This window comes from Kitasatospora sp. NA04385, from assembly GCF_013364235.1.
Taxonomy (GTDB): Bacteria; Actinomycetota; Actinomycetes; order Streptomycetales; family Streptomycetaceae; genus Kitasatospora.
Genome location: NZ_CP054919.1, coordinates 5476457 through 5488046 on the forward strand (window position 1 = coordinate 5476457; position 11590 = coordinate 5488046).

Here is an 11590-nt window from a genome sequence, read left to right on the forward strand (position 1 = left end):
CCCTCACTCGCCCGGTCGCAACGGCGCGTCCAGGTCGAACCACCGAAGGTGCCATGCCCCCCACTCTCGCCTCCGTCGTCCGCACCAGCGCGCTCCACCTGACGGTGCTGGCCGGCGCGGACCACCTGGAACGACCCGTCCGCTGGGTGCACACCAGTGAGCTGGACGACCCCACCCCGTTCCTGGAGGGGGGCGAACTGCTCCTCACCACCGGCATCAAGCTGGGCAGGGGCGCCGCCGGGCTGCAGGCGTACGTGCACCGGCTGGCCGACGCGGGCGTGGTCGGCCTCGGCCTGGGCGTCGGCCTCTCGCACAGCGAGGTGCCGCAGGCCCTGGTGGAGGCCGCCGCCCAGCGCGGGCTGCCGCTGCTGCGGGTGCCCGAGGCGACGCCGTTCATCGCGATCTCCAAGACCGTCTCGGCCGCGCTGGCCGCCGAGCAGTACGAGGCCGTCACCACCAGCTTCGAGGCGCAGGAGGAGCTGACCCGGGCCGCGCTCGGCAAGGACGGCACCACCGCGGTGGTGCGCCGGCTGGCGGCCCGGCTGGGCGGCTGGGCGGCGCTGTACGACGGCTCCGGCGCGCTGTCCGCGGTGGCCCCCGACTGGGCGGCCCGGCGGGCCGGCCGGCTGGCCGCCGAGGTGGACCGGCTGCGCCGCCGCCCCGCCCCGTCCAGCGCCGCGCTGCAGGGCCGGGCCGGCACCGTCGACACCGCGGACGAGGACTACGTCGTCGTCCAGTCGCTGGGCGCCGACCGGCGTCCGCGCGGCTTCCTGGCGGTCGGCACCGAGGACCGGATCACCCCGACCGAGCGGTACGTGCTGAACGCTGCCGTCGCGCTGCTCACCCTCACCCTGGAGCGCTCGCGCGAGCTGCGGCAGGCCGAGGAGCGGATGGGCGCCGCGCTGCTGCGGATGGTGCTGGCCGGCGAGGTCGGCACCGCCCGGCAGGTCGCCGCCGGGCTGTTCGGCGGCCTGCCCGAGGGCACCGTCCGGGTGCTGGTCGCCGCCGCCGGGCCGGGGCCGGAGGCCGCGGAGGCGCTCGGCGAGCTCGCCGACCGGGCCGAGAACGCCGGCGGCAAGGTCGGCGAGAAGCTGCTGGTGGCCCGGGAGGACGGCGCGCACGGGCCGCGCCTGACGGTGCTCGCGCTGGACAACGGCTCGGTGCACCGGGCCTGCCTGGGCGCCGTCGAGGAGCACGAGGGCCTGTCGCTGGGCGTCTCCGCGCCCGCCGCCCTGGAGGACGCCGGGACCGCCCAGGCCCAGGCCGAGCGCGCCCTCGCGGTGGCCCAGCGCGGCGGCCGCCGCACCGTCGACCACGAGGAGGTCGGCGCCGGCTCGCTGCTGCCGCTGCTCGGCGAGGAGGCGGTCACCGCCTTCGCCGAGGGCCTGCTGCGCCCGCTGCGCGAGCACGACCGCACCGCCCGCGGCGACCTGGTCGCCTCGCTGCGCGCCTGGCTCTCCCGGCACGGCCAGTGGGACGCCGCCGCGGCCGACCTGGGCGTGCACCGGCACACCCTGCGCTACCGGATGCGCCGGGTCGAGGAGTTGCTCGGCCGCTCGCTGGACGACACCGACGTCCGGATGGAGCTGTGGCTGGCGCTCAGGTCGGGCGAGGAGTAGGCCGTCCTGTCCTCCGCGGCGTCCTAATCGGACCTCTGCTTTCGTCCCGTCCGTCCAATCGGAAACCCCCGGGCCGACCCCTACCGTGAAGGCGACAAGTCTTTCGAGGGAAGGGGCCGGTGCGACCGTGACCACCACTCATGAGTTCTGGCTGGCCGGGCGGCGGGCGAGCGGCGAGACGGCGTTCGAGGTGCGCCACCCGCACGACGGCAGCCTGGTGGCGACGGTCGGCGTGCCGACGGACGCGCAGGTGGAGGAGGCCGTCGCGGCCGCCGCCGCCGCGGTGCCGGTGTTCGCCGCGACCCCGGCCCACCAGCGGGCGACCGCGCTGGACCACGTCGCCAAGCGGCTGGCGGAGCGCACCGAGGAGATCGCCCGGCTGATCACCGCCGAGAACGGCAAGCCGATCAAGTGGGCGCGCGGCGAGGTCGGCCGGGCCGTGTCGGTGTTCCGCTGGGCCGCCGAGGAGGCCCGCCGCACCAACGGCGAGACCATGCGGCTGGACACCGACCCGGGCGGCACCGGCCGGTACGCGATCGTGCGGCGCTTCCCGCGCGGCGCGGTGCTGGGCATCGCCCCGTTCAACTTCCCGCTGAACCTGGTGGCGCACAAGGTCGCCCCGGCGATCGCGGTGGGCGCGCCGATCATCCTCAAGCCCGCCCCGGCCACCCCGCTGTCCGCCCTGGTGCTCGGCGAGATCCTGGCCGAGACCGACCTGCCGGCCGGCTCCTGGAGCGTGCTGCCGGTGGAGAACGCCAAGATGCCCGCCCTGGTGCAGGACGAGCGCCTGCCGGTGATCTCGTTCACCGGCTCGGACAAGGTCGGCTACCAGATCATGGACTCGGTGCCGCGCAAGCACGTCACCCTGGAGCTCGGCGGCAACGCCGCGGCCGTGGTGCTGGCCGACTGGAACTCCGAGGCGGACCTGGACTGGGCGGCGAGCCGGATCGCGCTGTTCGCCAACTACCAGGGCGGCCAGTCCTGCATCTCGGTGCAGCGGGTGATCGCCGACGCGAGCGTCTACGACCGCCTGGTGGAGAAGGTCGTGGCCAAGGTGAAGGCCCAGGTCACCGGCGACCCGTCGGACGAGGCCACCGACGTCGGCCCGCTGGTGGACGAGAACGCCGCGAAGCGCGTCGAGTCCTGGGTCGAGGACGCCGTCGCCAAGGGCGCCGAGCTGCTCATCGGCGGCAGCCGGGACGGCGCCGCGTACGCTCCGACCGTGCTGGCCGAGCTGCCCGCGGACGCGATCCTGGCCCGGGCCGAGGTGTTCGGCCCGGTGCTGTCGCTGCACCGGGTGGAGGGCACCGAGGAGGCGTTCGCCGCGGTCAACGACTCGGCGTTCGGCCTCCAGGCGGGCGTGTTCACGCACGACGTGCAGACCGCCTTCCGGGCCCACCGGGAGCTGGAGGTCGGCGGCGTGGTGATCGGCGACGCGCCGTCCTACCGGGCCGACCAGATGCCCTACGGCGGCGTGAAGGACTCCGGCGTGGGCCGCGAGGGCGTGCGCTACGCGATGGACGACTTCACCTTCGAGAAGGTGCTGGTCCTCACCGGTCTCGACCTCTGAGCGCCCTCCCGCTCCGCCCCCGCCGCCCCGCCGCCGCGCCCGTCGCGGCGGCGGGGCGCGGCTCGTCGGGGCCGGGGCGGGCCCGGCGGCAGGACACAATGGGGGCATGAACTCGCTCGCCCATCCGCACTCGCGCTTCACCCCGGCGGTCCAGGACCCGGACGGCCCCCGGGAGTTGGTCATCCTGGGCTCCACCGGTTCGATCGGCACCCAGGCCATCGACGTGGTGCTCCGCAACCCCGACCGGTTCCGGGTGGTCGCGCTGTCCGCGGCCGGCGGCCGGGTGGACCTGCTCGCCGAGCAGGCCGTCGCGCTCGGCGTGCGCACCGTCGCGGTGGCCGACCCGGCCGCCGAGCGGCCGCTGCGCGAGGCGCTGGCCGCGAAGGCCGGCGGCGCCCCGCTGCCGGAGGTGCTGGCGGGCCCGGACGCGGCGACCGAACTGGCCGCGCTGGAGTGCCACTCGGTGCTGAACGGCATCACCGGCTCGATCGGCCTGGCCCCGACGCTGGCCGCGCTGCGGGCCGGCCGGGTGCTGGTGCTGGCCAACAAGGAGTCGCTGATCGTCGGCGGCCCGCTGGTCAAGGCGGTCGCCCGGCCGGGCCAGATCGTGCCGGTGGACTCCGAGCACGCCGCGCTGTTCCAGGCGCTGGCCGGCGGCACCCGCGCCGAGGTCCGCAAGCTGGTGGTGACGGCCAGCGGCGGCCCGTTCCGCACCCGCACCCGCGAGCAGCTGGCCGGCGTCACCCCGGCCGAGGCGCTGGCGCACCCGACCTGGGCGATGGGCCCGGTGGTGACGATCAACTCGGCGACCCTGGTGAACAAGGGCCTGGAGGTGATCGAGGCGCACCTGCTGTACGACGTGCCCTTCGACCGGATCGAGGTCGTGGTCCATCCGCAGTCGGTCGTTCATTCGATGGTGGAGTTCACGGACGGCTCAACGCTCGCCCAGGCCAGCCCGCCGGACATGCGGATGCCGATCGCGCTGGGCCTCGGCTGGCCGGACCGGGTGCCCGACGCCGCGCCCGGCTGCGACTGGACCAAGGCCGCGACCTGGGAGTTCTTCCCGCTGGACGACGACGCCTTCCCGGCCGTCGCGCTCGCCCGCGAGGTGGGTACGCTCGGTGGGACGGCCCCCGCGGTCTTCAACGCCGCCAACGAGGAATGCGTGGACGCTTTCCTGAAGGGCGCACTGCCCTTCACCGGAATCGTGGACACTGTGGCGAAGGTGGTCGCCGAACACGGCACCCCGGCGGCGGGAACTTCGCTCACGGTGGAGGACGTACTCCAGGCTGAGCACTGGGCCCGCGCGCGGGCCCGGGAACTGGCGGCAGGTTAGGTACGACGGAGGCGACGCGGTGGACAAGCTGATGTGGGTGCTGGGCGTCCTGATCTTCGTGGGCGGGCTGCTCTTCTCGATCGCCTGGCACGAGCTCGGCCACCTGTCCACCGCCAAGCTGTTCGGCATCCGGGTGCCGCAGTACATGGTCGGCTTCGGCCGGACCATCTGGTCGACCAGGCGCGGCGAGACCGAGTACGGCCTCAAGGCGATCCCGTTCGGCGGCTACATCCGGATGATCGGCATGTTCCCGCCCGGGGCGGACGGCCGGATAACGAAGCGGTCCTCCTCGCCCTGGCGGAGCATGATCGAGGACGCCCGGGCCGCCTCCTACGAGGAGCTCCAGCCCGGCGACGAGACCCGGCTGTTCTACACCCGCAAGCCGTGGAAGCGCGTCATCGTGATGTTCGCCGGCCCGGGCATGAACCTGATCCTGGCGATCGGCCTGTTCCTCACCCTGTTCATGGGCATCGGCATCACCCGCTCCACCCCGACCGTCAACTCGGTCAGCGAGTGCGTCGTCCCGGTCAGCGAGAAGACCGACACCTGCGCGCCCGGCGCCGAGAAGTCCCCGGCCAACGCCGCCGGGCTGCGGGCCGGCGACACCATCCTGGCCTTCGACGGGGTGCGGATCCACGACTACCCCCAGCTGCAGGCCCTGATCCGGGACTCGGCCGGCAAGCACGTGGCGATCGAGGTCCGGCACAAGGACGGCACCCCCGGCACCCTGGGCGCCGACATCAAGACCAACACCCTCGCCGCCGTGGACAAGGACGGCGCCCCGATCAAGGACAAGACCGTCACCGCGGGCTTCCTCGGCATCACCCCCGCCACCGGCGTCCACCACATGGCGGTCGGCGAGAGCTTCGACGAGATGGCGAAGATGGCGGAGCACGGCGTGCAGTCGCTGGGCCAGCTGCCCGGCAAGATCCCCGGCCTGTGGCACGCCGTGGTCGACGGCACCCCGCGCGAGCAGGACTCCCCGGTCGGCATGGTCGGCGCGGCCCGGCTCGGCGGCGACGTGTTCGCGATGGACCTGCCCGCCACCCAGCAGCTGGCCTTCTTCGTCCAGCTGCTCGCGTACATGAACTTCATGCTGTTCCTGTTCAACATGCTGCCGCTGCTGCCGCTGGACGGCGGCCACATCGCCGGCGCGCTGTGGGAGTCGGTGCGCCGCACCGCCGCCCGGGTGCTGCGCCGGCCCGACCCGGGGCCGTTCGACGTGGCCCGGCTGATGCCGCTGGCCTACGTGGTCGCCGGGATCTTCGTCTGCTTCACCGGCCTCGTGATGGCCGCCGACATCGTCAACCCGGTGCGCATCAACTAGCCGCGCGCCACCCACGGCCGGGTGTGCCCCGCCACCCGGCCGTGCCGTACCGTTGGACGCCGGGCGCCCGCCACCACGGCGCGCGCGCCCCGGCATCACCGACCTCTCCAGAGGAAACACCGCACACATGACCGCGATCTCGCTCGGTATCCCCTCCCTGCCGCTGAAGCCGCTGGCCCGGCGCCGCCACTCGCGTCAGATCATGGTCGGCAACGTGCCGGTCGGCGGCGACGCGCCGGTCTCGGTGCAGTCGATGACCACCACGCTCACCTCCGACGTCAACGCCACGCTCCAGCAGATCGCCCAGCTGACCGCCTCGGGCTGCCAGATCGTCCGGGTCGCCGTCCCCTCGCAGGACGACGCCGACGCGCTGCCGATCATCGCGAAGAAGTCGCAGATCCCGGTGATCGCCGACATCCACTTCCAGCCGAAGTACGTGTTCGCCGCGATCGACGCGGGCTGCGCCGCCGTCCGGGTCAACCCGGGCAACATCAAGGCCTTCGACGACAAGGTCGGCGAGATCGCCAAGGCCGCCAAGGACGCCGGGGTGCCGATCCGGATCGGCGTCAACGCCGGCTCGCTCGACAAGCGGCTGCTGGAGAAGTACGGCCGGGCCACCCCCGAGGCGCTGGTGGAGTCCGCGCTGTGGGAGTGCTCGCTGTTCGAGGAGCACGACTTCCGCGACATCAAGATCTCGGTCAAGCACAACGACCCGGTCGTGATGATCAACGCCTACCGGCAGCTCGCCGCCGCCTGCGACTACCCGCTGCACCTGGGCGTCACCGAGGCCGGACCGGCCTTCCAGGGCACCATCAAGTCCGCGGTGGCCTTCGGCGCGCTGCTCGCCGAGGGCATCGGCGACACCATCCGGGTCTCGCTCTCCGCCCCGCCGGCCGAGGAGATCAAGGTCGGCATCCAGATCCTGGAGTCGCTGAACCTGCGCCAGCGCGGTCTGGAGATCGTCTCCTGCCCGTCCTGTGGCCGGGCCCAGGTCGACGTTTACAAGCTCGCCGAGGAGGTCACCGCCGGCCTGGAGGGCATGGAGGTGCCGCTGCGGGTCGCCGTCATGGGCTGCGTCGTCAACGGCCCCGGCGAGGCCCGCGAGGCCGACCTCGGCGTCGCCTCCGGCAACGGCAAGGGCCAGATCTTCGTCAAGGGCGAGGTGATCAAGACCGTGCCCGAGTCGAAGATCGTCGAGACCCTGATCGAGGAGGCCATGAAGCTGGCCGAGCAGATGCAGGAGGAGGGCGTCGAATCCGGCGCCCCCGTCGTCGTGGCCGCCGAGTGACGGCCTGAAGTCCCCCGGCGGGGCCGCCCAGCGGGCGGCCCCGCCCGTTCGAGAGGTGCCCCCGTGCTCGACCGAGGTGTGATGCTGCCCGGCCCCTTCCAGGCCGCCCGGGCGCTCGCCGCCACCCGCGTGCTGGAGGCCCCCGACCTCGACGACGCGCTGGAGATCCTGCACCGCGACGCCGTCGCCAACGCCTTCGTCGCCACCCGGGTGGAGGCCGTCGGCCTCGACCCCTGGCGGCTCGGCGGCGAGATGTGGGGCTGGCACGACGCCGACGGCCGGCTCGACGCGCTCTGCTACGCCGGGGCCAATCTGGTCCCGGTCGGCGCCGGGCCGGAGGCCGTCCGCGCCTTCGCCGAGCGCGCCCGCCGGCAGGGCCGCCGCTGCTCCTCCATCGTCGGCCCCGCCGAGGCCACCGCGATGCTCTGGGCGCTGCTGGAGCGCTCCTGGGGCCCGGCCCGGGACGTCCGCGCCCACCAGCCGCTGATGGCCACCTCCACGCCCGTCACCGAGGTCGAGCCCGACCCGCTGGTGCGCCGGGTCCGCCGCGACGAGATCGAGGCGCTGATGCCCGCCTGCGTGGCCATGTTCACCGAGGAGGTCGGCATCTCCCCGCTGGCCGGCGACGGCGGACTGCTCTACCAGGCCCGGGTCGCCGAACTCGTCTCCACCGGACGCTCGTTCGCCCGCTTCGACGAGGACGGCAAGGTCGTCTTCAAGGCCGAGATCGGCGCCGTCACCGCCGCCGCCTGCCAGATCCAGGGCGTCTGGGTCGCCCCCGAGCACCGCGGCAGGCGGTTCTCCGAGACCGGCATGGCCGCCGTCGTCAACACCGCGCTGGCCGAGGTCGCCCCCGTCGTCTCGCTGTACGTCAACGACTTCAACGTCCGGGCCCGGGCCGCCTACCGCCGGGTCGGCTTCCGCGAGGTCGGCGCGTTCATGAGCGTGCTGTTCTGACGGCCGGTCAGCGCCGGGCCGGGTCGCGCAGCGGCAGGTGCGCGCCCATCACCGCGTACGGGCGCACCGTGTTCGGGAAGCGCACCGCCGCGGCCAGGTCCCGGTAGCCCAGCGAGCGGTACAGCCGGCGGGCCGGGGTCTCGGCGTCGATCGCCGACAGGATCGACCGGTCCAGGCCCGAGCGCCCGCACAGCGAACGGATCAGCCGGGTGCCCACGCCCAGGCCCTGGAACTCCGGCAGCACGTGCAGCTCGGTCACCGCGAACACGCCGTCCAGCCAGCCCTCGTGGCCGCCCGCCTCCAGGTACGGCTCGATCACCGTCGACCACCAGTGCGTCCGCTGGTTCGGCATTCCGTACCCGAACCCCACCAGCCGTCCCCCGGCCATCGCGCCCAGCGCCACCACCCCCGGCTGCGCCGCGTGCCGGCCCACGATCGGCAGCCGCACCGCCACCTCGTGCGGCGCCAGGCCGAACGCGACCGCCTGGACCTCCAGCACGGCGGGTGCCCACGCCGCCAGGTCGATGGCCTCGATCGTCACCCCGGTGAGCTGCTCCATGAAGCGGGACGTTACTACCTGCCGCCCCGGGCGGCCGAGCGCCCCGGTCTCACAGCCAGGCGGCGAACTCCAGATGGAGTTCGGCCGCCGCGGCGTCGCCCGCCGCGAACGCCCCCAGCGCGGTGTCCACCGCCCGCAGCAGGGTCCAGGCCCGGACCCGGTCGGCGGGCAGCTCCACCGCCTCCGCGAGCCGGGACAGCCGGCGCCGGGCCTCCCCGCGCGGACCCGGGGCGGCGGCCAGGGTGTCCAGCCGGTCCAGCACCAGGCCCGCCAGGTCGTACGCCCGGTCGCCCACCAGCGGGCGCGGCGCCACCGCGAGCCACGGCGAACGGTCCGCCGCCAGCACCCGGCCGTGCTGGAACTCCCCGTGCAGCAGCCACCCGCCGCCGTCCGCCGCCAGCGCCAGGGCCTCCAGCGCCTCGTCCACCAGCGGGCCGGCGTCGGCGGCGGACGGCAGCGAGCGCCGCTCGGCGATCCGCTCCGCCAGCCGCCCGGCGTGCTCCGCCAGGGCCGGGAACGGGTGCCCCGCCGGGGCCTCGACCCACAGCCGACGCAGCAGGCTGGTCGCCTCCAGCATCGCCTTCGGCTCCGCGAGCGAACGCAGCGGGATCTCCCCGTGCAGGCGCTCCAGCAGCAGTGCCCCGTCCGCCTCGTCCAGCAGCAGCACCGCGCCCCGGCCCGCCCACGTCCGCAGCGCGGCGGCCTCGGCGGACGGCCCGGCGAGCTTCAGCGCCACGGGCGCCAGGTCGTCGGCGCGGTGCGCGTACAGCACCAGGCTGCCGCGGCCGCCCGGCTCCACGACCCGCTCCGGCACCAGCCCCCAGCCCGCCAGCCGTTCGGCAGCCAGCTCCGGGAGCCCGGCCAGCCAGGACCGCCCGGCGGGGGAGCCCGTCCGCACCGACTCGGCCAGGCGCGCGGGGACGTCGAACTGCGCAGGTTGTGCCATGGGAGCGAGATTAACCGCCGGGGGCCCGGGTGCACGCGACGCGCATTCAGGGGCTCGGGGAACGGCGAGCCCGGGTCTGCGAGCGGTGCATTGCCGTTGGGCGCATCGGCTTCGGGTTCTGTTCAAGACACGCAGCAGCACGGACACTCCGATGGGCTCCGACCACCAGCAGCACGGCCTCGCCGTTCCCCGAGCCCCTGAGTGCGCGCGCTGCGGTTCAGTCCGCGTCGGCGAGGCCCGGGAGGGCGGGGAGGTCGGCGCCCCAGTGGGCGGCCCGCAGGGCGGACTCGCGCAGGGCGGCGGCGGCCTGCGCGCGCAGGGCGGGGGCGGCGGTCAGGTCGGCGTAGGCGGCGGTGAGCTGGGTCTCCAGGTAGGCGGCCAGCCGGGTGGCGGTCGGGCCGTCCTGGACCTGGAAGGGGAGGCGGTAGCCGGGGGCCGCGGCGGTGGGGGAGGCGCCGCCCGCGGCGAGGACGCGCTGCCAGCCGTCGCGCCGGGCCTGGTGCGCGGCGTACGTGCTGCGGGCGTCCTCGCGCTGGGGCCCGGCGGGCAGGAACGCGCCGACCACGCCGTAGCCGTAGACGGCCGCGTGCTCGGCGGCGAGCGCCGCCTGCAGGGCCTCGGTGTCGGCGGCGGTGAGCGCCCCGGCCGAGGCGGAGGCGGAGGCGGAGGCGGCCGCGGACGCGGGGTCCGGGCGGCGGGCGCGGGCGCGGGGTGGCCGGGGCGGTGGTGTCGCCGAGGGCCGCCGCGTGGGCCGCGCCGGAGGCGGCGACCGAGGCGAGGGTCCGGGCCAGCCCGGGGGAGGCCGCGGCGAGGTCGGCGAGCCGCAGCTCGGCGGTGCGGCGTTCGGCGGCGGCCAGGTCGGCGGCGGTCCGGGCGGTGGAACCGGCGGGGGAGGCGGAGCCGGAAGCGGCACCCGAGCCGGTGGGGGAGGGCGACGGCGAGGGCAGCGTCCGGGCGAGCGCCTCGCGGTGCCGGAGGAGGTCCTCGCGCAGGTCGCCGAGCCGGTCGGCCTCGGCGGGCCCGGTGGCGAGGACGGCGTCGTAGTCGGCCAGGAGGGCGTCGGTGGCGGCGAGTTGGCGCAGCCTCAGCGGGCGGTCCGGGTCCTCGGCCTGCGGCCGGGCGGCCTCCGCGGGGTGCCCGCCGGTGCAGCCGGCGAGCAGCTGGAGCCCGGCGAGCGCCCCGAGGGCCAGGAAGGTCCGGCGTGCGGGCGCGGGCATCGGTGCTCCAGCGGGTAGGTGGGGGCCCGGTGCACCCCGTCGGGAGAATCTTTACCGGAGTCGCACGCGCTCCGTACGGACCTCGGACGCTATCCGACCGCTGTGAGCTTGCTCGCAGGGGGGTGCGGGCGTCCGGGTCGGAATCGGCGGTTCGGGGGTTGACCCGATAGGCTTCGCGATGAGTTAGCACCTTCGACAACAGCAGACGCGGCCGAGGAGTCACCCGGATGAGCACCACCCCCACTGACCGGCTGCGCGCTCTGTTGGAGCCGTTGGCCGCCGAGGCCGGGCTCGACCTCGAAGAGGTCAAGGTGACCCAGGCCGGCAGCCGCCGCCAGGTGCAGATCGACGTGGACGCCGACGGCGGCGTGGACCTCGACGCGATCGCGGAGTTCTCCCGCCTGGTGGGCCGGGCGCTGGACGAGTCGGACCTGATGGGCGAGACCCCGTACCTGCTGGAGGTCGGTTCCCCGGGCGCCGAGCGCCCGCTGAGCGAGCCGCGGCACTGGCGCCGGGCGACCGGCCGGCTGGCGGCGGTCAAGCTGGTGGACGGCGCGGAGCTGACCGCGCGGGTGCTGGAGAGCGACGAGGACGGCGCGCTGGTCGAGGTGCAGCCGGTGAAGGGGCGCGGCCGCCCCAAGGAGCGCCGACTGGAGTTCGCCGAGATCGCGCGGGCCCGGGTGCAGGTCGAGTTCAACCGCAAGGACGAGGAACTGCTCGACGCCGCCGCCGACATCGCGGACGTGGACGAAGAGGAAGAGGAGGCGTAGT

11 protein-coding genes are annotated in these 11590 nt (G+C 75.0%); 8 read left to right on the forward strand and 3 right to left on the reverse strand.

Annotated elements, in window-relative coordinates:
* Positions 1-53: 53 nt before the first annotated feature.
* From HUT16_RS24470 to HUT16_RS24495, 6 genes are all read left to right on the forward strand, one after another.
* Positions 54-1619: a PucR family transcriptional regulator gene (locus HUT16_RS24470; protein ID WP_176190215.1), complete on the forward strand. Its 1566-nt coding sequence runs from the start codon at positions 54-56 to the stop codon at positions 1617-1619.
* 127 nt (positions 1620-1746) lie between these two features.
* Positions 1747-3189 (forward strand): aldehyde dehydrogenase family protein, encoded by a 1443-nt coding sequence (locus HUT16_RS24475; RefSeq protein ID WP_176190216.1) that lies wholly within the window; start codon positions 1747-1749, stop codon positions 3187-3189.
* 106 nt (positions 3190-3295) lie between these two features.
* The gene (gene dxr / locus HUT16_RS24480; protein WP_176190217.1) at positions 3296-4525 is read left to right on the forward strand and encodes a 1-deoxy-D-xylulose-5-phosphate reductoisomerase; all 1230 of its coding nucleotides are present in this window, start codon (positions 3296-3298) and stop codon (positions 4523-4525) included.
* A 19-nt stretch (positions 4526-4544) separates the two neighbouring features.
* Entirely contained in the window at positions 4545-5852 is a 1308-nt protein-coding gene (locus tag HUT16_RS24485; RefSeq protein WP_176190218.1) for an RIP metalloprotease, read from the forward strand.
* A gap of 127 nt (positions 5853-5979) precedes the next feature.
* Positions 5980-7140, forward strand: coding sequence for a flavodoxin-dependent (E)-4-hydroxy-3-methylbut-2-enyl-diphosphate synthase (gene ispG / locus HUT16_RS24490; protein WP_176190219.1), 1161 nt, complete (start codon positions 5980-5982; stop codon positions 7138-7140).
* An 81-nt stretch (positions 7141-7221) separates the two neighbouring features.
* Positions 7222-8097 (forward strand): GNAT family N-acetyltransferase, encoded by an 876-nt coding sequence (locus HUT16_RS24495; RefSeq protein WP_176192851.1) that lies wholly within the window; start codon positions 7222-7224, stop codon positions 8095-8097.
* Between the two features lie 7 nt (positions 8098-8104).
* Here the strand turns inward: HUT16_RS24495 and HUT16_RS24500 are convergent, their stop codons facing one another.
* The 3 genes from HUT16_RS24500 to HUT16_RS24510 all read right to left on the reverse strand — a co-directional run bounded on the left by HUT16_RS24500 (position 8105) and on the right by HUT16_RS24510 (position 10215).
* Positions 8105-8656 (reverse strand): GNAT family N-acetyltransferase, encoded by a 552-nt coding sequence (locus tag HUT16_RS24500; protein ID WP_176190220.1) that lies wholly within the window; start codon positions 8654-8656, stop codon positions 8105-8107.
* A 49-nt stretch (positions 8657-8705) separates the two neighbouring features.
* Complete coding sequence (locus tag HUT16_RS24505; RefSeq protein WP_176190221.1) at positions 8706-9602, reverse strand: aminoglycoside phosphotransferase family protein; 897 nt, start codon at positions 9600-9602, stop codon at positions 8706-8708.
* Positions 9603-9819: 217 nt separating this feature from the next.
* Positions 9820-10215, reverse strand: coding sequence for a ferritin-like domain-containing protein (locus tag HUT16_RS24510; RefSeq protein ID WP_176192852.1), 396 nt, complete (start codon positions 10213-10215; stop codon positions 9820-9822).
* A gap of 355 nt (positions 10216-10570) precedes the next feature.
* On the opposite strand from HUT16_RS24510, the gene HUT16_RS24515 reads away from it, so the two are divergent.
* Positions 10571-10837: a hypothetical protein gene (locus tag HUT16_RS24515; protein WP_176190222.1), complete on the forward strand. Its 267-nt coding sequence runs from the start codon at positions 10571-10573 to the stop codon at positions 10835-10837.
* Between the two features lie 209 nt (positions 10838-11046).
* Positions 11047-11589: a ribosome maturation factor RimP gene (gene rimP, locus HUT16_RS24520; RefSeq protein WP_176190223.1), complete on the forward strand. Its 543-nt coding sequence runs from the start codon at positions 11047-11049 to the stop codon at positions 11587-11589.
* Position 11590 lies beyond the last annotated feature (1 nt).